This is a genomic window from Brevibacterium sp. HMSC07C04 (assembly GCF_001815905.1).
Classification (GTDB): domain Bacteria; phylum Actinomycetota; class Actinomycetes; order Actinomycetales; family Brevibacteriaceae; genus Brevibacterium.
The window spans coordinates 48,994-68,704 of record NZ_KV823273.1 but is presented as its reverse complement, the minus strand read 5'-3'; the positions used below and the strand labels follow the sequence as shown (position 1 = coordinate 68,704).

The window sequence follows — 19,711 nt, the reverse complement described above, 5'->3', positions numbered from 1 at the left end:
CGGAGATGGCGATGTCGCACTTGCCGGTGTCGAGCGAAGTGCCCGACTGAATGCCCTCGAACGGGGTGCTCAGCACTTCGGTTTCGACATCGAGGCGTTCAGCGAGCTTGTCTGCAAGGTCGATGTCAAAGCCGACGGTTTCGCCGTCCTTGACGAACTCAAACGGCTCGTAGGGCACGGTGGAGCAGACGGTGAGCTTGCCGCTTTGCACCAGGCCGCTGTCGTCGGCTTCGCCGCCTCCACAGGCTGTGAGGGTCAGTGCGGTTGCGGCAGTCAGTGCTGCGAGGGCTTTTTTCACGGTTGCTCCTAGTGGTGTGCGGCAGCGGCTGCCGCTGTAGGTAGGGATCGGCCCCTCACCTACAGATTAATGAATATGCATTAGACAGTATAATAACTCAATACTGATGAGGGGTCGGTTGCACCCCCGTGAGAATTCTCGTGCCGGACGGGAAGGGCGCGAGGTGCCGGGAACCGAAGAAGCCGGGCCCTCGGCAATGCGGGGCCCGGCTTCTGTTCTGTCAGCTGCAGCTGACGGGGTGTATGAAAATTCGCCTCAGTGGCGGTACCCCTCAATCTGCAGGCTGACCTTTGGGGCAAGTGCTGAACCGACTGCGGTGATCGCAGCCAGTGTCATGAGCATGAGGGGCGCAGGCCACCAGGCGCCGTCGACTGCGCCGAGGAACAGGGTGGCGAGCATCGGCATGAAGCCTGCCACGATGGCGGCGAGGTTCGAACACAGTGAAACACCCGAGGTTCGGTATTCGGGCTTGAACAAGGCCGTGATGAGTGAGCCGTTGACGGAGTAGGACAGTGACACGATCGTGATGCCGGCTGCGACACCGCAGATGACGAGCACCGCGGACTTGGTTTCGATCATCCAGAACATGGGGAACGCGAACGCGATGGTGAGCAGGCCGCCGATCATCGAGGCGCGGGCCGAGCCGATCTTTTCGCCGACGCGACCATAGAGGATCATCACGACGATCTGCATGGCCGCGCCGACCATGGTCGCCGCGAGCATGAGGTTGGCAGGCAGCCCAAGGAAGTTCTTGCCGTAGGACACGGCGAAGGTCGTCACGACGAAGAAGCCTGCCACGCCCAGCAGTGTGGTCATAAAGCCCACGATGATTCCCAGGGGAGCTTCCACCAGCAGCTTGAAGAACGGGACTGATTCCTTTTCGCCTTCTGCAATGAGCTTTTGGAATTCGGGGGTTTCATCCAGGTGCTTGCGGATGAACAGTGCAATCAGCAGCAGCGGAATGGCGGCGAGGAACGGGATGCGCCAGCCCCAGGCTTCGAAGCTTTCAGGCGGCAGGAGCACTCCGATGATGAAGAACGCGCCGGAGGACAGAATGGTTCCGATGGGAGAGCCGACCTGCGGCATGACCGCGTAGCGTGCACGCTTCTCCGGTGGGGCGGATTCGACGGCCGCCGTGACGGCCGAACCCCATTCACCGCCCACGGCAAGCCCCTGCACAATGCGCAGCACAATCAGCAGGGTCGGTGCCCACACGCCGATTGTGGCGAATGTCGGCAGGATGCCGATGAGCCCGGTGGCTATGCCGATGGCGGTGACGGTGACAATGAGGACGAGCTTGCGCCCGGCCTTGTCGGCCAGGTGCCCGAAGATGATTCCGCCGATGGGCCGGGCGACGAAGCCGACGGCCATGGTTCCGAAGGAGGCCAGCAGTGCGGTGACCTTGTCGTCAGATGCGAAGAAGTGGATGTTGAAGACAATGGCCGCAGCCGTGGAGAACAGGAAGAAGTCGTACCACTCCAATGCGGTGCCGACAAGGGCGGCGGTTGCGGCCCGGCGAGCGGTTCTCGCCTGGTCTTCCGGTGACATTGAGGAAATGGCGGCGATATGCGCATTGCCGCCTGACGGCTGAGTGGTGCTCACAGAGCCTCCCGGTTGTGCTGCGCCGGCTGTGGCGCGGACGTCAGATTGACTCCTCAGCCTAAACTCCCAGCTTCTTCTCGCAAAGTTCACCCGCCGCGTTCAGGCAGGCCCGCCGTGCACTGGAGTCCGTACACAGATCAGGGCTTCAGAACAGGTTCGTTCTGAAGCCCTGACCTGCTGAGACGCCTGCGTCAGTCGGTGATGATGACATCGAGTGTGCGCGGCCCGTGCACACCGGCAACGCGTTGGAACTCGATGTCGACACTGGCTGAGGGGCCGGACACCCACGTCTGCGGAGTGGTGGTCAGCCCGCGCTCTTCAAGCACTCCGATGCCTTCGGGAACGATCGTGCAGACGTCCTTCTTCTGCAGCACGATGATGTGGTGGTCCGGTACGAGCGTGATAGCCCGCCGTCCCGTGCGCTCGCCGGCCAGGCAGATGGTGCCGGTGTCGGCAATTGCGACTGTCGCACCCGTGACAACGGCATCAACCGAATCGAGCGTGTCAATCGACAGGGGCTCATCACCCGAGTCCTTCAGCACTTCCGCGCCGGTCTTCTCAGTCCAGCCGAAGTCGAGGTCGTGCGGAACGACGATGCTGGAGGCGTCGCCGAGCAGTTCGGCGACCTTCTTCGGCACCTGCTCAGCAGGCACCTCGTAGACGCCGGCGTCATAGTCGAGCAGGCGATCGGTGAGAAGTTCGATCCGCTCAGCTTCACCCGTTTCTGCGCTCACGCGGTAGTCCCGAGGAATCGCTTCGGTGCTGACGGGTTCGGTGCTGCCCTCCGTGACGGGCCGGCCCAGCGCTGAGGCCAGACGGTCGAGGATTGCGTGCTTGGCGGTCATGCGTTGTCTCCTCGCTCTTTCTTCCACCATTCGCGGAACGACTGTTTCGGCGGGGTGGGCAGTGTGCGCGAATGCGTCCACTTGCCGCCAACACCGGGCAGGGCCTTCACCCCGGTCTTAGGTGACACGAGGTTGGCCAGGGGCAGTGCCTTCTGTGCTTTGCCGAAGCGGTCACCGTCGCTCATCAGCCAGCTGGCCGCGCTCAGCGCGGCGTCGAGCTGGTTTGTGGGCACTTTGACGGGCTTCTTCTTTTCCTTTGCCTTGACATCCTGGTTGCGCAGCCGCACCAGGTGCTCGGGAATGTTGATCTTCACGGGGCAGGCGTCGTAGCAGGCCCCGCACAGGCTCGATGCGTATGGCAGGGAGCCGTTGGCGGCCTCTTCGACTCCCGTCAGCAGCGGAGTGAGGATCGCGCCGATCGGGCCGGGGTAGACCGAACCGTAGGCGTGGCCGCCGGTGCGTTCGTAGACGGGGCAGACGTTCATGCACGCCGAACAGCGAATGCAGTGAAGCGCTTCGCGGCTGGCCTCGTCGGCCAGTACGCGCGAACGTCCGTTGTCCAGCAGAATCACGTGGACGTTCTGCGGGCCGTCGCCATCGGCCCGGCCTGTCCACAGCGAGGAATAGGGATTCATGCGCTCACCGGTGGAGGACCGGGGCAGCAGCTGCATGAACACGCTGAGATCGTCAAAGCTCGGCAGGAGCTTTTCGATTCCCATGACCGTGATCAGGGTTTCCGGCAGGGTCAGGCACATGCGGCCGTTGCCTTCGGATTCGACCACTGAGAGCGTGCCGGTTTCGGCAATGCCGAAGTTCGCTCCGGAGACCGCGACCTTGGTTTCGAGGAATTTGCGGCGCAGGTGCTTGCGCGCGGCTTCCGCGAGGTCTTCCGGGTTGTTCGACAGGTCCTCGGGGACATCCGGCATGCCGCGCTTGAAGATTTCGCGGATCTCATTGCGGTTGCGGTGGATGGCAGGCACCAGGATGTGGCTGGGACGGTCATCGCCCAACTGAACGATGAGTTCGGCCAGGTCGGTTTCAAGGGCGTCGATGTCGTGCTCTGCAAGGTATTCGTTGAGGCCGATCTCCTGCGTGGCCATCGACTTGACCTTGATGACTTCGCGGCGGCCGTCTTCGAGCACGGGGGCGTTTTCGACAACGAGCTCTTCGACGATCCTGTTGGCTTCGTCGGCATCGCGCGCCCAGTGGACCGTGCCGCCGGCGGCGGTGAAGGCCTGTTCGAACTGCTGCAGCAGCTCCGGCAGATTCGCCATGACATGGGCCTTTGTAGCCGCACCGGCAGCGCGAAGAGCCTCCCAGTCCGGCATTTCGCTGATCCGAAGGCTTCGCTTGTGGCGAATGGTCCCGGTGGCGTTGGTCAATGAGGCGCGCAGCTGCGCATTGGTCAGTTCGTGTTCTGCCACCTGCGGAAACGGGGTGGCTTCCGTAAGGAAGCCCTTGCCCGGCGGTGGAACGGACGGAATGCCGAGGAATGTCTGGCTCATCGCAGGGCACCTCCTGTGACCTTGGCACGGTCGAGAACGAGCGGATTGTCTTTTGTTGATGCGAGAATCCGGGCCATGTGGACGGTTGCGGGGGTTTCGCCCATGACTGGCATGAGCTCTTCTTGGCGCTGCAGGCCGCCGCCGATGTGCATAAGGCAGCTGGCATCACCGCCGGAGCACACCGACGCTCCAGTCGAGACGAGAGCTTCGACTTTGTCTTGCAGCATCGCGGAGGACACCTGCGGGTTCTTCACCGAGAACGTGCCGCCGAAACCGCAGCAGGAATCCTGGTTCTGCGGTGCGATGACGGTTGCGCCCTCCACGGTTGACAGCAGCCGCTCCTGGCGGTCGCCCAAACGCAGCAGTCGCATGCCGTGGCACGACGGGTGGTAGGCAATGGTGTGCGGGAAGTACGAGCCGAGGTCTTCGGCTGAGTTCTTCACCCCGGCGACGTCCGTAAGGAATTGGGCGAGTTCGAGGGTGCGCCCGGCGATGTCATCGGCTCGGGACTTCAGCGAATCGTCGTTCTGCGATTCGGCGATCATCCCGTGCTGGTGGCCCAGCGAGGCAACACAGGAACCCGACGGGGCGACCGCCCAGTCCCACTCTTCTGATTCAAAGGCTTCGACGTGGTTCTTCACGACCGGGTAGGCCTGGGCGAAAGCACCGGAATTGATGTGCATCTGCCCGCAGCAGGCCTGCTTGCGGGGAAAGATCACGGTGTGGCCCAAACGCTCCAGGATCGCGACGGTTGCTTTCGCCGTTTCGGGGTACATTGCGTCGACAATGCACGTGGCGAACAGGGCAATCCGCATGGCTGCTCCTCTCGTGTTCGGCAGTGCGCGGCACGGCACTGCTCACAGTTTCAGAGTAGCGGAATCACAGCGGCAGAATCTGCCGCGAAGCACGTGATCTGCGATGCAGAGCAACAGCGGTCAGAAGAAGCCCCAGGCCGACCGCGTTGAGACCGATGCCGGCAATTGCGGGAGCCCGCAGGCCGCAGCCGGCGGCCAAGACGATCCCGCCAAGCCACGCTCCCGCCGCATTGGCGGTGTTGAAAGCCGCGTGGTTCATTGCCGCCGACAGGTTCGGGGCGTCCTGTGAATCGCGCAGCAGGCGCATCTGCAGGGCCGTGACGAAAACAGACCCGGAGATTCCCAAGGTGAACACGCACAGAAACAGCAGGACCGGAAGGTGAGCCGTCAAAGCGAAGACGACCAGAGCGGACCCCATGAGGGAAGCTCCGGTGATGGCACCTCGTTCGATCGAGGCATCTGCCAGCGGGCCCGCAACCATCTGGCCCACGGTCATGCCAGCGCCGTAGGTGACGAGGATCCACGGCACGGCTGCACCGGGAAGGTGAGCCAGGTCAGTGACAACGGGGGCGATGTAGGTGTAGACGGCGAACATGCCGCCGAAGCCGACCGCCCCAGCCAGGAGCGTGAGGATGACCTGCGGATTGGCCAGTGAGCGAATCTCACCGCGCACCGACGGCGGGACCGTCGGCTGGACGCGGGGAACAAGGATGATGATGGCCACGACGGTGACTGCCCCGATAGCGGCGATCAGCAGATAGGCGAGCCTCCAATCGAGGTGCGATCCGACCGCGGTTGCCGCGGGAACCCCGAGGATCGCAGCAACTGTGAGCCCCAAGCCGACGGCGGCCATGGCGCGGGCGCGTCTGCCCTCTTCGACAATGCCTGCGGCAGCCACCGCCGCCAAACCGAAATAGGCTCCGTGTGGCAGGCCGGTGAAAAAGCGGGCCGCCAGCAGAACTGGAAGGGTGGGTGCCGCGGCGACTGCAATATTGCCGACGGTGAAGATGCCGGCCAGAATGACCAGCAGCATCTTGCGGTTGAGCTTCGCGCCGAGAGCAGTGATGACCGGGGCGCCGATGACAACGCCGAGAGCGTAGAACGTGACCGCAGACCCGGCTTCGGTGATGGACGCTGAAAACGCTTCCGCAATGCTCGGAAGCAGGCCCATGGTGGCAAACTCCGTCGTGCCTATGCCGAAAGTGCCGGCCGCGAGAGCGGTGATGGCGGCAAAGATTCTTCCACGCGAGTACTGCTGCGGCATGGTGGCTATTATTGCTCAGTGCCGAAAACTGCTGAAAACCCAGTGCCGCCGCCGGCATTTCCCGCCCCGGTGCGCCACCGCTGGTACGAGAACCTGTTGGGATTCATCACCGGCAGCTATCTGACATCCATCGGCTTGGCCCTTCTGCATTCGGCTGAAGCAGTCACCGGTGGGACAGCCGGGCTGGCGCTGCTTGTCAGCTATGTTGTCGATCTGCCCATCGGGCTGCTGTTCCCGCTGGTCAACCTGCCCTTCTTCGCTTTGGCCATCTGGAAGAAGGGGTGGGGATTCACCCTGCGGACCCTGCTGGCGGTGTCGGTCGTGGGCGCGCTGGCCGATTTCAACGAGGCAATACTCGGCCTTCACAATCTTCCGATTCTCTACGGGGTTCCCACCGGCAGCCTGATTTCGGGAGTCGGCATTCTCATCCTGTTTCGCCACGGAGCATCTTTGGGCGGATTCAACATTCTGGCTCTCATCCTGCAGGAGAGGGCGGGGCTGAACGCCGGAGCTGTTCTCATGGTGCTCGACGGGGTCATCGTGGTGGCATCGTTCTTTGTCAGTCCGTGGCAGACGGTGCTGGTGTCTGTCATCGGCGTTGTCGTGCTCAACGTGGTGCTTGCCACCAACCACAGGCCCGGCCGCTACACCGGCTACTGAAACACCGGCTGGCTCTGCGGGGGCCGCGGTTTTTAATTGGAGTCTATAAGTCAGATTATGTAGCGTGGGATTCATGAAGCTTGAGCGATTCACAGATCTGAGCCTCCGCACGCTCATGGTCCTAGCCCGTGCGAACGAGCGGGTCTCGACTGTGCACATTGCCGAGCTCATAGGAGCGCCCGAGGCCCACATGGCCAAAGTCGTCGCGCGGCTTGCCGGAATGGGGCTCATCGATTCGCGCCGCGGACGTGGCGGGGGACTGCTGTTGGCACCCGGAGCTCTCGAAACCACGGTCGGCGCTGTCGTCCGCGAACTCGAAGGCGATGGCGATGTCGTCGGCTGCACGACCCCGACTCCATGCCCGCTTCTGTCCGGATGTGCGCTGCGAAGCGAGTTCGCCGCAGCGCAAGAGGCGTTCCTCAGCCACCTCGACGGCGTTCAGATCGGCGGGCTCGTCCGCCGATCATCCGCTCTGGACCTTCTGGCCCCGAGCACACTGTCCTCTTCCACCTCGAAGGAGACCTGATGACCACCCAGCCGCTGCCCCACCTGGCCGATATCGACCGCACCGAGCTCTCCGAAGAACACGCCGACGTCATCCGCGCAACCCTGCCGCTGGTCGGCTCGAAGATCGACGAGATCACACCCCTGTTCTACTCAAAGATGTTCGCCAAGCACCCCGAGCTGATCGCCGACACCTTCAACCGGGGCAACCAGAAGCTCGGCGCGCAGCAGCGAGCACTCGCTGCCTCCATCGCCACCTTCGCGTCCATGCTGGTCAACCCTGACGCTGCGGATCCGCGCGATCTTCTTGAGCGGATCGGGCATAAGCACGCATCGCTGGGGATCACCGAAGACCAGTACCAGATCGTCCATGACAACCTTTTCGAGGCGATCGTCGAGGTTCTCGGGGAAGACACTGTCACACCAGAAGTCGCTGAAGCCTGGGATGCCGTCTACTGGATCATGGCCCGCGTTCTCGTCGACTTTGAAAAGGACCTCTACAGTTCCGCCGGAGTTGAAGCCGGAGACGTCTTCCGCCGCGTTGTCGTCGACAAACGCGAAGATCTTTCCGACACGATCGTCCGCTTCACCGTCAAGCCCGTCGACGGGACGGCGCTGCCTGCCGGACGTGCAGGCCAGTACACCTCCGTCGGCGTCAAACTGCCTGACGGCGCCCGCCAGCTGCGCCAGTACTCGCTGGTGGCCGCCGAGGAAGGCACGCTGAGTTTCGTCGTCAAGCGGGTGCTGGCTGAAGGCGATGCTCCCGCAGGCGAGGTTTCGAACTGGCTGGGCGATAACGCTGAGGTCGGCATGCAGCTGGACGCCACGATTCCCTTTGGCGACCTTGTGGTCGACATCGACGGGACCGGGCCTGTGGCTCTGCTGTCGGCGGGCATCGGAACGACGCCGATGATGGGCATCCTCGCAGCACTGCACGCCCACGGCTCGAAGCGAGAGATAGTCGTCGCCCATTGCGAAGCGAACGAAAAGGCCGATGTCTTCGCAGCTGAGCGCAGCGCGCTCGTTGACGATCTTGAGAACGCCCGGGCAGAAAGCGTCTACTCTGACGGTGCTGAGCGTTTGTCAATCGACAAGCTCGGTCTGCCGAAGGACGCTCAGGTCTACGTGTGCGGCGGCACCGGATTCCTCGAAGATGCGCGCAGTCAGCTGCGCGAGGCAGGCTTCACAGATGATGCCGTCCACTTCGAGCTGTTCGCACCCAATGATTGGCTGCTTGACGGCTGAGTCCGCTGAGATCCGAAGGGGCGTGCTGGCTCAGGTCTGCGCGCCCCCTTTGCACTACTTCTTCTTTGTGTGCGGCCTGGTGTCGGCGGGAATGATGTCAGGCGGCTATTGCGCGGAAAACCCCAGCGGATGCCGCACCCAGCAGGGCGCTGGCGGGCATGCCCATCAGCCACACAGACAGCACGAACACCAGGGTCCGCAGGCGGTTTCGGCTGCGCCAGCCGATCCGGCTGTGGGGTGAGGCGAGTCCGGCGCCGATGTTTGTGCCGACCACCAGGAAGCTCATTGAGATCGGCACGCGGAAGACGAAAGCGGCCAGATAGGACAAGACCGCGGCCACCATGGTCGAGGTGCCTGCCCCCACGGGGTCGAGGGTGGACAGTCGCCTCGACACCGTGTCGGCAACGCGCCACCCTGACAGGAGGGTGCCTCCTGCAATTGCCAGGGCAATCGTGACAATGATGATCCACAGGACATAGCCCGGCAGCTGGTCCATGCTGGTGTTGCCGCGTGAAGAAAGCCACGCGGCTATGAACACCGCACCGATTTTCTGTGCGTCCTGTGAACCGTGGGCGGCTGACAGGGCGGCCGTGCCCACTGCGGTGCCCTGGCGGAACACGCGGAATACGGGTTTCGGTGCGCGGTTGAGCAGAAGTGGAACGACCGCGGTGAGGGCAAGCCACGCCACCAGCAGTGCGACGATCGGGCTGATGGCCAGGCGGAAGAGGGAGTCGGTGACTAGGTCTGTGTTGAGCGGCTGAGCTCCGTAGACGAAACCTGCTCCCAGCAGACCGCCGAAAAGGCAGTGCGTTGCCGAAATCGGGACTGCAAGAAAATACGTTGAGGTGTTGATGACAAGCGCTGCGAACAGCCCCGGAATCAGGATGAGCAGAAGGTCATGCCCCAGGGTCTCCGCGGTGAGCAGGTGGCCGGTGAGAGCCAGCAGGAGTCCCTGGCCCAAGAGCGCGCCGATGAAGTTGAACCCAGCACAGAGGAAGAGCGCTTGGCGCCTTCGCAGGGTGCGCGTGGCTACTGCGTTGCCCACCTGCACACCGGCATCGTGGAAGCCGTTGGAGACACCGTAGGCCAAGCACAGAAGGCCGGCCGCCACAAGCAGCGGGTCCACGTCAGGATTCCGTCAGAGCAATCTCTGCCACGATGCGTCCGACTTCCTGAAAAGAGTTGCACGCGTCTCGGAACGTCAGGCTCAGCTGAATTGCCGCACTGAGGTACACGGAACCCTTGCGGGAAGCCGGCACAGTGTCTGAGAGCTGCTGGCGCAGGGCGAGCGCGCGCTTGGACAGAGTGTGTACGGACGCCGTGTACTCCCACTGGTCGAACTTGGCGGGCAGCCGCTGCGTCATGCGCTTGGTGTTGTCCGCGTAGTTCGACAGCAGCGCGAGCATTTCCAGCGCACCTGCGGGAAGTTCGTCAAAAGCCGATGAGGTCAGAGCAAAGCCGACCGAGCGCAGCTCATAGCAGCAGTCGCGCATAGCTGCGGCCAGCCGGTACAGCAACGTGCGGTCGATCGGAGTCAGATAGGACTCGCGCAGGGAGCGTGTCAGAGAGTCGAAGTGGTCATCAGCGTTGGCGGCGATGACTTCCAGCTGAGCCTGTGCTTTGCGGCGGTGTTCGGCTTCGATGCCGGACAGTTCGGCCAAGACGAGGTTGGCTTCCTGCATGGCGAAGGACAGCTGGGCCAGCAGATCGAAGAAAACCGCGCTCGCGGACTTTCGGGCCATGTCCTGTCCTCGTCTATTCAATACCTGAGGGGTGGTGCCGGGCCGAGTGCGCCTCTCGGCGGAAGGCCGCTCGAAGCGGCAAATGTTGGAGCCCGGGGCATCTAGCGGCCCGACACCCGTGCTCCGAAGAACACACCTCCACTGTATGCGCCCAGTGGGACGAAGACCAGTTGTGCTGTCTCGCTAAACCAAGCGGCCCTTGCGGAACAGTTCAGCGCACGCGCGCAAATCGTCGCTCATCTGCGCAAAAGACCGAAGGCTGCTGTCGTCGGCATCATCGTCGGCTCGCCCACGGGTGACAATCGAAACAAAAGCAGAAGCCCGTTCAAGGGCGATTGCGAAATCCCCGCGGAAAGCTCCGCGCATAATCTCGTCGACAACATCGGCAAGCTCATCCGGAGTGGGCATTGGCGGAGCGCCGGCTATCGCCTCGGACACAGCGGCAGCCCCGTCGGCAAGACCGGTGCGGTACCAGCGGGAGGCTTCGGCACCTCGGCGGCGGATCCAGGTGCGCAGCGCGTACAGGCGCCACAGCGCACCCGGCAGCGAAACCGCAGGAGACCGCGCCCACAGCTGCGCAATCTGCTCCAAACCGTGTTCGTCAGCCAAACGGACAAAGCGCTCAGTGCTTGCCGAATCCCGCTTGCGGGAGCGGTCGCTGATGACCATCCCCGCAAGTTCGTGGGCAAGCTCAGACTGCTCAGCCGGGCCGGGGCGCGAATCGCTGCCGTCGAGGTTGGGACGTCTCACAGGTTTGTGGAACCGGCGTTCTGAGCTCATGACGGCCAGTCTAAGGAGCCGTTCAGAACCGACCACTACAGTGGGGCCCGTGTCTAAGACAAGCAAAGCGCTCCACGGCGCACAGAAAGCCGCAGGGTTCGCCGTGCGCCGCGATGGAACTCTTCAGCCGGCCGTTGAGGTTTCGCTGAGCAAACTGCTCAGCGTGCAGCGGCCCATGGTGCTGGCCTATCTGCGAACCATGCGCAGGCGCAACCCCAGCGCTTCGCCACAGGAACTTGCCGACATCATCGGCAAGCACTACCGCAACGTGGCCATGGGCTCCGGTGCCGCAGTCGGCGCCGTCGCCGTCTTCCCCGGACTGGGCACAACCGCCGCCCTGGGAGTCTCAGCCGCCGAAACCGCCGGATTCCTCGAAGCCTCCGCACTGTACGCGCAGGCCATGGCCGAACTGCACGGCATGACGATTGTCGACCGCCCCCGCGCCAACGCCCTGGTGCTGGGCCTCATGCTGGGCAAAGCCGGACGGAAGCTGGTGCGTCAATTCTCCGAAGACACCGGGGTCGCAGGCCAGACAAACGTCGAACGCACCGGGCGGGCCTGGGCGTCGACGGTCACACAGACCATCCCGTCAAACCTGCTGAACTCGCTCATCAAAAAGATGCGCGACGAAATGATCAAACGCTACGGCACCAAAACCGTCGGCTCCACCGTCGGCCGGATTCTGCCATTCGGGCTGGGCGCTGCCGTCGGCATCATGGTCAACCGCTCAATGGCCAACGTCGTCATCAAAAGCGCCGCAGGTGCTTTTGGCCCCATGCCGGGAGACTTCATCGCCGAAACCGATCCGCGTATAACCAGTCTGCGCGAAGACCGGAAGAGCCTGAGCTCGCTGAAGAAAATCGGCGCGCTCATCGGTCGGCGCAGAAAAACTGCTGACGACGCTTCCGCTGAGCCGAGCATGATTGATGACATTGCGGCGATTGAAGAGGCCGCGGAAGCTGAAGGTGCGGACGCAGCACTTGGTGCGGCTGAAGACGGCCCGCGCACGCATCGTTCCTGAAGCCTGGCTGCGCGCTGCTTCCGGCGGCGTCTGATTGTGCGTTCGGGACGGTCCAGATGTGCGCTGCAGTGCAGATTCACGCGTTAATGCGCTGCATTACAGCGCAAAGCTGCATTACAGCGTGAGTCTGGCGTCGACGGGCTGCGGCATCGTCGGGCTGCGGTTGACAGCGGGGCCACCGGCGACGACAGGCTGCCCCCGTCGTATCGGATACAGTCGCTCCATGACCGGGCCCAGGACTTCCGGCGTCACCGCCGCATGGATCACCGCCGCAGGACTGCTGGCGATCTCGCTGAACCTGCGCGCCGGGGTGTCCTCGATCGGGCCGGTGATTGACGACATCCGGGCTGATCTGGGCTTTTCAGCAGCCGCAGCATCCCTGCTGACAACAATCCCGGTTGTTGCCTTCGGCATCTTCGCCTTTGCGGCACCCGGGCTGTCACAGCGTTTGGGAATGCGCCGACTCCTGGGCCTCGTGCTGCTTGTCCTTGCCGCAGGCATTCTTCTGCGCAGCGTGCCAGAACTCCAGATGCTGTTCCTCGGCACGTGCCTCGTCGGTGCCGCCATTGCAATGGGCAACGTGGTCATCCCCGCAGTCATCAAAAGCGATTTCGCTGCGAAATCCGGCCTCATGATGGGCCTGTACTCCACGTTCATCGGCATCGGCGCCTCGCTTGGCTCCGGTCTGACGGTGCCGCTGCGGGAGAGCTTCGGCGGCAGCTGGCGCTGGGCGCTGGCCGCGTGGGCCGGCCTGGCCGTGTTCGCGCTGCTGGCCTGGGTTCCCCAGCTTCTCCGACGAGGCGGCAGCGGCAAACCGAGCGGCACCTCGGCGGGGGAGGCGGGCCCGGGCGAGACCGGTCCAGCAGCCCGCGGCGGCGGTACGGGCGCGGGCATGCGGCAGCTGCTGGCAGACCCGGTGGCGATCGCGGTGACCCTCACCATGGGCATCCAGTCAATGACGTACTACGCGTCGCTGACCTGGGTTCCCTCGATCTTCATGGCCGCCGGTATGCCGGCACAGCAGGCAGGCTGGATGGTGGCATTCACCGTGTTTCCGGCAACCGTCACATCGCTGCTGGCGCCCATATTCGCCCAGCGGGTTCGGCCCACCTGGCTGCCGATGCTGATTGCGGTCGGACTGGGCATGAGCAGCTTCACGGGCCTGCTGTTTGCACCCCTGGCCGCCCCGTACGTATGGATGATGCTCATGGGATTCGCCCAAGGTGCGCTGTTGGCGCTGTGCCTGAGCTTCATTGTGTGGCGTTCCCCGTCAGTGCTTCTGACCGCGAAAGTGTCGACGATGGCTCAGGGATTCGGCTACATTCTGGCAGCCGCCGGGCCGATTGGGATGGGTGCACTGCACTCGCTGAGCGGTGGTTGGACCGTGCCGATCATTGCTTTGCTGTGCGTGTTCGCCGTGCTGTTCGCGGTTTCTGTGTTGGCCGCGCGTGATGCCTTTGTGCTGGGCGGCACCGGCCGAAAAATCGTGGCCGACTGAGCGCGGCATATGGCCACGGCGAGGTCCCAGTGCTGTGTGGGGCGGTTCCAGCGTCGCAGCCTCGTCCAACTGTCGCAGGTTTGCGCGGTAATGCGGATCCACGCGCTGATGCGGCGCATTAAAGCGTGAATCTGCATTACCGCGTCTGGGCGGGACGGCTGGATGCAGCGGTTGGCGGGGGCAGCTGGGTGCAGCGGGAAGCTGCAGCGGCTACGGCAGCCGAAGGCCGCAGCCGCTTAAGTGGCGCTTCACATACCGCTGAAGTCCGGGCGGCGCTTTTCCATGAATGCGGCAAAAGCCTCGCGCGCAGCCGGTTCGTGGAGCATGGCGCTGAAAGTCTGAGCTTCGTCGTCAATGCGCTCAAGAATCTGCTTGCGCAGTGCTTCCGGCCGCAGCAGCTCCTTCGTCACACGCAGGGACTTCTGCGGTTTGGCAGCAAGCTTGACCGCAGTCTGCTGTGCTTTGGCGAGGACCTCCTCGGGTTCGAGGACCGCGTTGACCAACCCCGCCTCGTAAGCCAGCTGTGGAGAGAAGGGCTCGCCCAGCATGAGCAGCTCGGCAGCGCGCGCGTGCCCGGCGATCTTCGGCAGCAGCAGAGAAGAAGCAGCCTCCGGGCACAGCCCCAGGTTGACAAACGGCAGGCTGAGCTTCGCGTTGGTGCCGACATACACCAGATCGCAGTGCAGGAGCATAGTGGTGCCGATGCCGACCGCCGGACCGCACACGGCGGCGATCAACGGCTTGGGGAACACGGCAAGTGCGTGTAGGAACCGGAATACCGGCCGTGAAAGGCCCGCGTCGGCGGGTGTGCTCTGAAAATCGCCGAGGTCGTTGCCCGCACTGAACACACGCTGGCTGCCCTGAATGACAACAGCTCGGACATCGTTGTCATCCCGCGCGGCTTCAAGGGCGTCAGCAAGGGCGGTGTACATGTCGTTGGTCAGCGCGTTCTTTTTGTCTTCGCGGTTGATGGTGATGGTCAGCACCCCGGCGTCGACGGCGGTCAGCACTTCGCTCATAGTCACTCCTGAAAGTCTGTGGGTGGTGTCACTGTAGCGAATTGTTGCGCTCGATTGCAGGCGCAGGCGCATTCACAGGACGGGAACCGTATAGTTAATGCGCGAATATCGGGTCTGCTGACTGTGCGCCTGCAATTGGGCACAGCCAGGCGCGAAGTGAATGGAAGGTGCCGGTGGAAAGACCAGCTGTCAGCCGAAGGGCTGTCCTCGGCGCCGGTGCGCTCGCGGCTTTGGGCATGAGCGGCCTCAGCGGCTGTGGCCCGATGATGAACACCGGTGGTCTGCGGGCCGACGGCACCGTGCGAGTGTCGCACTACCTCACACCCAGCTACACGGACCTGGAGCCCTCCATTGCGCAGTTCGCGAAGAACGTCGACGCGCGCTTAGGCGAAGGAACCGTCGATGTGTACGGTGCCGGCACGCTGCTGAACTCCGAGCAGACGGTCACGGGTCTGCTGCGTGCCGTGGCGGATGTTGCCATGCAGACATCAAGCTACGTATCGACGAGCTTCCCCATTCTCGGGGCGATTGAGCTGCCTTTCAGCGGTGCGGACTATCCCACCCTGCGCGAGGCCATGAGCCCAGGTTCGGATCTGCGCAAGACGTTCAACGTGGAGTTTGCGAAGAAGGGCATCATGAGCGTGGGCACCATCATGTGTCCCACCGAGTGGATCTACACCGTCAACCGTCCGGTGACGAGGCCGGAAGATGTGCGGGGTCTGCGCATCCGGGTATCCGGTCACGTTGAGGGCGCAATGCTCAAAGCTCTCGGCGCAGCACCGGTTGCGCTGTCGTCAGCCGAAGTCTACGAGGCGCTGGAGCGCGGCACAGTGGACGGGATGGTGTCCTATCCCGGCACTGTGGTGTCGCGCTCGCTGCAGGAAGTTCTGCGCTATGCCACGATCGGCCATTTCGGTGCCTACACCTATGACACCTACGTCAACCTCGACTGGTTCAACCGCATACCGCGGGAGGTGCGCGAGGCGGTGCACGATTCCGGCCGGGTGTTCTCAGTCGACGGCACGAAGCTTGCCAAGGACGTTCAGGATGACGAATACATGCCTGTGTTTGAGAACTCCGGCATTGAGCTGATCGAGCTTGATAAGAGCCAGACCCGCCAGTTCCGCAACGCGACCAAATGGGTTGAGGAATGGTGGGAGAACAAGGTCGGCGATGACGAACTCGCCACGCGAGCGCTGAAGCAGGCGAGGAACCCGTGAAAGCACTGTCGCAGATCGCCCACGCGCTGCGCATGCTGTCCGGTGTCATCGTCGTGGTGCTGGTGCTCATCACCGGCTACGACGTCGTCATGCGCTATGTTTTCGCTCTGCCTTTGGACTGGTCGATCACCATCAGCTCCGTGGGGCTCATTGCGATCATCATGTTGGCGATTCCGGATGTTTCGCTGCGCGGTGAGCACATTGCAATGGATCTTTTCTACCGGCAGTTCAGTCCGCGCCTGCAGCGGATAGCCGACGGGATCGTCGCCGCTGCCGTTTTCGCCGTGTGCCTGACCGCGGGCCTGGTGTCGCTGAACACGTTCGCTGCGTTCTTCGGCGCGCAGATTCACACCGCCGGGAATTTCAACATCCCGGTGTGGATCCACTATTTCCTCGTGGCGTTCGGCTTCCTCACGTCGGCCGTCACGATTCCTCTCCAGTACGTCCTGCAGATGCGCGAGGTGGAGGACCGGTGAACGCTGTCATCGTCGGCTTTGCGCTGCTGGTCTTGGCAGTGCTCATTGCACTGCGCGCCCCGATCTTCGTTGCCCTGGCAGCCTCGGGAATCATCGGCCTGGTTTTGCTGGAGGGCCCGCGCGGTCTGGAGCAGGTGCCGATCGCCTTTGTGTCCCAGCTGGAAAGCTATTCGCTGGTTGCGGCTCCCATGTACATCCTCATGGGCGAGATTCTGGCTGTCGGCGGTTTGGGTCGGGCGTTCTTCCGCTTTGCCAATGCGTGGCTGGGCAGACTGCCGGGTGGTCTGGGTGTGGCTTCGGTGGGTTCGTCGACGGTTTTCGGCGCGATGTCGGGGGTGTCCCTGTCATCAGTTGCCGTTGTCGGCCGCATGGCGGTGCCGGAGATGCTTGATCGCGGCTACCGGCCGTCTTTTGCGACGGGTTCGGTTGTTGCCTCCGGTGCGCTGGCGATGCTCATTCCGCCCAGCCTCATGTTCATCCTCTATTCGTCGATTTCCGGTGTGAGCATCGGCGAACTGTTTGCCGGCGGTCTTGTGCCCGGTATTCTCCTGGCTGCCCTCATGGCGCTGTACGTCATGATCACAGCCCTGATCCGCCCGGACATCGCCCCGCGCACAGAAGCCAAGGTTCAGCTGGGGGAGAAGCTTGAGGCAACGAAGAAAGTTCTGCCCTCGCTTGTGCTGATTGTGCTGGTGTTGGGCTCTATCTACACCGGCATTGCCACGGCTACGGAAGCTGCTGCGGTCGGTGTCATCGGCGCGATTGTGGTTGTGGGCGTTTTCGAACGCCAGCTGTCGTGGGCGAACATCAAGAAAATCCTTGGTGAGACCACGCAGATCTCTGCTGGCCTGCTCATCATCGTAGGCGCGGCTTTTGTGTTCTCACAGATGCTCGTGCTGGTCCGCTTTGCCGAACACGTCACGGCGTGGGCGGGCGCGCTCACTATCCCGTCATGGGTTGTTGCGGTGCTTCTGCTGCTGGTTGTCATGGCGCTTGGATGCCTGATCGATGCGGCTTCGCTTCTGCTGGTGACCACGCCGATTCTGCTGCCGATCTTCACAGCTCTGGGCTACGATCCGCTGTGGCTGGGCATCATCCTGGTGGTGGTGCTGGAAACCGCGGTCATCACCCCGCCGGTGGGGCTGAACCTCTACGCCATGAAGTCCGTCATGCCGCAGCTGGACATTCGGGACATCATCCGAGGCGCGGTGCCGTACCTCATCATCGAAGTGGCGCTCATGGTCATCATGATCTTCATACCGGAGATCGCCACGTGGTTCCCCGGGATCATCTCAGTCAAATAGAGGGTGAACCTGGCGAAGCGGGACTGACGAGGTGGGGCTCCTGAAAGGTTCTCACTTCCAGGTGATGGAGATTTCGATTTCTGATTTGCCTCCCTCTTTGACTTCGATTTCGTATTCGTAGGTGACGGTGTCGGGCACGTCTACGGTGACATCGTGTTCGCCGTCGGTGACGCGGACTTTGTTCTGGCGGGCGAGCGCGTCGGCAAGTTCACGCAGGCGCTCCGCGACTTGCTCACGTGTCATGGTTTCTTCGGTTTCGTGTTCAAAGAGTTTGCTCATGAGTTCATTCAAACACCGGAACATGAACACCGGATGAGGGAGGTTCTGGGGCCATCCAGGCGAGGGCTGGTCGCCGCGTCGACGTGCGGGGACGGTAAACGGTGGGGGGCGGGTGCGTGCCAGTCACCGGGTGGGAGTTGAGTGCCGTTCGACCAAATCGTGGGCGAGCTGACAGATGCGTTCCCGGGCTGCCGCAGGAGCGAGTACTTCGATGTGATTGCCGAACTGCAGGAGCTGACGCACAGACTCGATGTCGGGGTAGCGGATGACAACTGTGCACCATTCGCTTTCTGCGCATGAGACTTCCCGGATTCGGGAGCCGAGGACGCGTCGCGCCAGGTCCAGTCGGCTTTTTCTGAGATTGGCGATTACGCTTAGCCGACCTGGCGACTCAGTGCGTTCTTTCAGTGTTGCCCACACGCTGCGGAGGGTTTCATCTGGGCGGAGAACCACCGGCGTATCAAGAGCCTCGAATGCCGAGAGCCGTTCCAGAGAAAATAGTCGAGCGGTTCCCTGCTCATCGGCGATGAGGTACCAGCGGCCCGACTTGGCAACGATCCCGTACGGGTCGACCACCAGCGACGACGCCTGTTCTTCGGAGCTGCGACGGTATTCGATGCGCATTCGGTGCTTGAGTCGCAGCGCTGATATCAGATCAGCCACGTTCAACTTCATATTCGAATCAGCAAGCCAAGCGCTGCTGTCCACGAGGACCAGTTCCGACAGGAGGGGATGGCTCGAAAGCCCGGGTGCTGCGCTTTGACGGGCAGCAATCTTGAGTGCGGCTGAAGCATGCACTGCCGACAACCTCAGACTCTCTAGATGTTCGTTGTCCAAACCTGCGACCGAGAGGGCCTCCAGTTCACGGGGCTCAAGATGAGATGCGTTGAGTCGTGCATTGGAAAGCAATACGATCCCGCCGTTCCTCCCGCGCTCAGCGTACACAGGTACGCCTGCTGCCGACAGCGCTTCGACGTCTCGCAGTACGGTCCGCCTTGATACCTCCAAACGATCCGCGAGTTCGGCAGTGGTGACGCGGTGACGTGTCTGCAGCAGCAGGAGAAGGTGCAACAACCTGGAAGCTTTCATACCGACCGATTTTCGCAGAATAGATGACAGGTTGTGTCGTGATTAGTTGGTCAAATGAAGCAGTAGGCAAAAACCGACAATGTGAGGACTGTGTTCTATGCCCGCACCCAACCTGTTCCTGATCTACGTTCGCGACACTGTAGATGCCACGGCCTTCTACAGCAGACTGTTTGAGATAGAACCGACATTCACCAGTCCCCGTTATGTTGCTTTTGAAGTTGCTCCCGGGGTCTTGTTTGCGCTGTGGTCTGGGCGAAGCGAGCTGGCGAATCCGAGCACACCTCGAACGTCTGAGGTCGGACTTATGGTGCCGGGAACGCCTGCCGCAATAGACGAAATGTTTATGAACTGGGTCGCAAAAGGAGCCCAGGTTGTGGAGGAACCATATGACGACGTATTTGGCCGAACATTTGTCGTCGCCGATCCCGATGGCACTCTTATCCGGGTATCCCCGGTTGATTGATTTCCACTGAGCCTTCCTGCTGCCAGCATGAACGTATCCTGCTGCGGCGGCGTCTTACAGATCAGACCGCGGCATGGTCTGC

At 62.6% G+C, this 19,711-nt stretch carries 21 protein-coding genes and 1 pseudogene; 9 read left to right on the top strand and 13 right to left on the bottom strand.

Features of this window, described 5'->3' with window-relative positions:
* The 6 genes from HMPREF3162_RS08405 to HMPREF3162_RS08380 form a co-directional block, all read right to left on the bottom strand.
* On the bottom strand, positions 1-298 hold a 298-nt coding region (locus HMPREF3162_RS08405; protein WP_141759568.1), incomplete at its 3' end, for a transporter substrate-binding domain-containing protein.
* 255 nt (positions 299-553) lie between these two features.
* Positions 554-1,900, bottom strand: coding sequence for an MFS transporter (locus HMPREF3162_RS08400; protein WP_256282701.1), 1,347 nt, complete (start codon positions 1,898-1,900; stop codon positions 554-556).
* A 191-nt stretch (positions 1,901-2,091) separates the two neighbouring features.
* Positions 2,092-2,745 (bottom strand): LutC/YkgG family protein, encoded by a 654-nt coding sequence (locus tag HMPREF3162_RS08395; RefSeq protein ID WP_070575026.1) that lies wholly within the window; start codon positions 2,743-2,745, stop codon positions 2,092-2,094.
* Positions 2,742-4,250 carry a lactate utilization protein B gene (locus HMPREF3162_RS08390; RefSeq protein ID WP_070777581.1) on the bottom strand — a complete coding sequence of 503 codons (1,509 nt, stop codon included), beginning with the start codon at positions 4,248-4,250 and terminating at the stop codon, positions 2,742-2,744. The genes HMPREF3162_RS08395 and HMPREF3162_RS08390 overlap by 4 nt, the downstream gene beginning before the upstream one ends.
* On the bottom strand, positions 4,247-5,065 hold the full coding sequence (locus tag HMPREF3162_RS08385; protein WP_070777580.1) for a (Fe-S)-binding protein: 819 nt from the start codon (positions 5,063-5,065) through the stop codon (positions 4,247-4,249). The genes HMPREF3162_RS08390 and HMPREF3162_RS08385 overlap by 4 nt, the downstream gene beginning before the upstream one ends.
* Positions 5,066-5,129: 64 nt before the next feature.
* Positions 5,130-6,329: an MFS transporter gene (locus tag HMPREF3162_RS08380; RefSeq protein ID WP_070777579.1), complete on the bottom strand. Its 1,200-nt coding sequence runs from the start codon at positions 6,327-6,329 to the stop codon at positions 5,130-5,132.
* Between the two features lie 18 nt (positions 6,330-6,347).
* On the opposite strand from HMPREF3162_RS08380, the gene HMPREF3162_RS08375 reads away from it, so the two are divergent.
* The 3 genes from HMPREF3162_RS08375 (at position 6,348) to HMPREF3162_RS08365 (ending at position 8,738) form a co-directional block, all read left to right on the top strand.
* On the top strand, positions 6,348-6,989 hold the full coding sequence (locus HMPREF3162_RS08375; protein WP_070777578.1) for a YitT family protein: 642 nt from the start codon (positions 6,348-6,350) through the stop codon (positions 6,987-6,989).
* Positions 6,990-7,062: 73 nt separating this feature from the next.
* Positions 7,063-7,515, top strand: a complete 453-nt coding sequence (locus HMPREF3162_RS08370; RefSeq protein ID WP_070777577.1) for an RrF2 family transcriptional regulator — start codon at positions 7,063-7,065, stop codon at positions 7,513-7,515.
* Entirely contained in the window at positions 7,515-8,738 is a 1,224-nt protein-coding gene (locus HMPREF3162_RS08365; RefSeq protein WP_070777576.1) for a globin domain-containing protein, read from the top strand. The genes HMPREF3162_RS08370 and HMPREF3162_RS08365 overlap by 1 nt, the downstream gene beginning before the upstream one ends.
* Positions 8,739-8,835: 97 nt before the next feature.
* On the opposite strand, the gene HMPREF3162_RS08360 is transcribed toward HMPREF3162_RS08365, so the two are convergent.
* The 3 genes from HMPREF3162_RS08360 to HMPREF3162_RS08350 all read right to left on the bottom strand — a co-directional run bounded on the left by HMPREF3162_RS08360 (position 8,836) and on the right by HMPREF3162_RS08350 (position 11,260).
* Entirely contained in the window at positions 8,836-9,864 is a 1,029-nt protein-coding gene (locus HMPREF3162_RS08360; RefSeq protein WP_070575002.1) for an inorganic phosphate transporter, read from the bottom strand.
* 1 nt (position 9,865) lies between these two features.
* A complete protein-coding gene (locus HMPREF3162_RS08355) occupies positions 9,866-10,480 on the bottom strand; it encodes a DUF47 domain-containing protein (RefSeq protein WP_070777575.1) in 615 nt (204 codons plus the stop codon).
* A gap of 183 nt (positions 10,481-10,663) precedes the next feature.
* Entirely contained in the window at positions 10,664-11,260 is a 597-nt protein-coding gene (locus HMPREF3162_RS08350; RefSeq protein WP_070777574.1) for a hypothetical protein, read from the bottom strand.
* A gap of 49 nt (positions 11,261-11,309) precedes the next feature.
* On the opposite strand from HMPREF3162_RS08350, the gene HMPREF3162_RS08345 reads away from it, so the two are divergent.
* Both HMPREF3162_RS08345 and HMPREF3162_RS08340 read left to right on the top strand, forming a co-directional pair.
* The gene (locus HMPREF3162_RS08345) at positions 11,310-12,281 is read left to right on the top strand and encodes a hypothetical protein (RefSeq protein WP_070777573.1); all 972 of its coding nucleotides are present in this window, start codon (positions 11,310-11,312) and stop codon (positions 12,279-12,281) included.
* A gap of 223 nt (positions 12,282-12,504) precedes the next feature.
* A complete protein-coding gene (locus tag HMPREF3162_RS08340) occupies positions 12,505-13,779 on the top strand; it encodes an MFS transporter (RefSeq protein ID WP_256282700.1) in 1,275 nt (424 codons plus the stop codon).
* Between the two features lie 248 nt (positions 13,780-14,027).
* Here the strand turns inward: HMPREF3162_RS08340 and HMPREF3162_RS08335 are convergent, their stop codons facing one another.
* On the bottom strand, positions 14,028-14,798 hold the full coding sequence (locus HMPREF3162_RS08335) for an enoyl-CoA hydratase (RefSeq protein ID WP_070777572.1): 771 nt from the start codon (positions 14,796-14,798) through the stop codon (positions 14,028-14,030).
* A gap of 173 nt (positions 14,799-14,971) precedes the next feature.
* Between HMPREF3162_RS08335 and HMPREF3162_RS08330 the strand changes: the two genes are divergently transcribed.
* Genes HMPREF3162_RS08330 through HMPREF3162_RS08320 form a run of 3 tightly spaced genes read left to right on the top strand, consistent with a single transcriptional unit; the run spans position 14,972 to position 17,798 of the window.
* Positions 14,972-16,018: a TRAP transporter substrate-binding protein gene (locus HMPREF3162_RS08330; protein ID WP_070574990.1), complete on the top strand. Its 1,047-nt coding sequence runs from the start codon at positions 14,972-14,974 to the stop codon at positions 16,016-16,018.
* Positions 16,015-16,494 (top strand): TRAP transporter small permease, encoded by a 480-nt coding sequence (locus HMPREF3162_RS08325; protein WP_141750223.1) that lies wholly within the window; start codon positions 16,015-16,017, stop codon positions 16,492-16,494. Before HMPREF3162_RS08330 ends, HMPREF3162_RS08325 begins: the two co-directional genes overlap by 4 nt.
* Positions 16,491-17,798 carry a TRAP transporter large permease gene (locus HMPREF3162_RS08320; RefSeq protein ID WP_070574987.1) on the top strand — a complete coding sequence of 436 codons (1,308 nt, stop codon included), beginning with the start codon at positions 16,491-16,493 and terminating at the stop codon, positions 17,796-17,798. The genes HMPREF3162_RS08325 and HMPREF3162_RS08320 overlap by 4 nt, the downstream gene beginning before the upstream one ends.
* 51 nt (positions 17,799-17,849) lie before the next feature.
* Here HMPREF3162_RS08320 and HMPREF3162_RS08315 read toward each other — a convergent pair whose 3' ends face one another.
* The 3 genes and pseudogenes from HMPREF3162_RS08315 to HMPREF3162_RS12040 form a co-directional block, all read right to left on the bottom strand.
* Positions 17,850-18,077, bottom strand: coding sequence for an amphi-Trp domain-containing protein (locus HMPREF3162_RS08315; RefSeq protein ID WP_070574984.1), 228 nt, complete (start codon positions 18,075-18,077; stop codon positions 17,850-17,852).
* A 123-nt stretch (positions 18,078-18,200) separates the two neighbouring features.
* Positions 18,201-18,740: a WYL domain-containing protein gene (locus HMPREF3162_RS12045; protein ID WP_256278296.1), complete on the bottom strand. Its 540-nt coding sequence runs from the start codon at positions 18,738-18,740 to the stop codon at positions 18,201-18,203.
* A 264-nt stretch (positions 18,741-19,004) separates the two neighbouring features.
* Positions 19,005-19,166 (bottom strand): annotated as a pseudogene (locus HMPREF3162_RS12040) (helix-turn-helix domain-containing protein); the annotation flags it as partial.
* Between the two features lie 97 nt (positions 19,167-19,263).
* Here HMPREF3162_RS12040 and HMPREF3162_RS08305 point away from each other — a divergent pair.
* Positions 19,264-19,629: a VOC family protein gene (locus HMPREF3162_RS08305; protein WP_070574982.1), complete on the top strand. Its 366-nt coding sequence runs from the start codon at positions 19,264-19,266 to the stop codon at positions 19,627-19,629.
* Positions 19,630-19,711 lie beyond the last annotated feature (82 nt).

Coding starts and splice junctions, on each gene's coding strand:
- HMPREF3162_RS08380 (WP_070777579.1), bottom strand. CDS start 6,329: ATGCCGCAGCAGTACTCGCGTGGAAGAATCTTTGCCGCCATCACCGCT.
- HMPREF3162_RS08350 (WP_070777574.1), bottom strand. CDS start 11,260: ATGAGCTCAGAACGCCGGTTCCACAAACCTGTGAGACGTCCCAACCTC.
- HMPREF3162_RS08340 (WP_256282700.1), top strand. CDS start 12,505: ATGACCGGGCCCAGGACTTCCGGCGTCACCGCCGCATGGATCACCGCC.
- HMPREF3162_RS08370 (WP_070777577.1), top strand. CDS start 7,063: ATGAAGCTTGAGCGATTCACAGATCTGAGCCTCCGCACGCTCATGGTC.
- HMPREF3162_RS08355 (WP_070777575.1), bottom strand. CDS start 10,480: ATGGCCCGAAAGTCCGCGAGCGCGGTTTTCTTCGATCTGCTGGCCCAG.
- HMPREF3162_RS08390 (WP_070777581.1), bottom strand. CDS start 4,250: ATGAGCCAGACATTCCTCGGCATTCCGTCCGTTCCACCGCCGGGCAAG.
- HMPREF3162_RS08385 (WP_070777580.1), bottom strand. CDS start 5,065: ATGCGGATTGCCCTGTTCGCCACGTGCATTGTCGACGCAATGTACCCC.
- HMPREF3162_RS08395 (WP_070575026.1), bottom strand. CDS start 2,745: ATGACCGCCAAGCACGCAATCCTCGACCGTCTGGCCTCAGCGCTGGGC.
- HMPREF3162_RS08305 (WP_070574982.1), top strand. CDS start 19,264: ATGCCCGCACCCAACCTGTTCCTGATCTACGTTCGCGACACTGTAGAT.
- HMPREF3162_RS08335 (WP_070777572.1), bottom strand. CDS start 14,798: ATGAGCGAAGTGCTGACCGCCGTCGACGCCGGGGTGCTGACCATCACC.
- HMPREF3162_RS08315 (WP_070574984.1), bottom strand. CDS start 18,077: ATGAGCAAACTCTTTGAACACGAAACCGAAGAAACCATGACACGTGAG.
- HMPREF3162_RS08365 (WP_070777576.1), top strand. CDS start 7,515: ATGACCACCCAGCCGCTGCCCCACCTGGCCGATATCGACCGCACCGAG.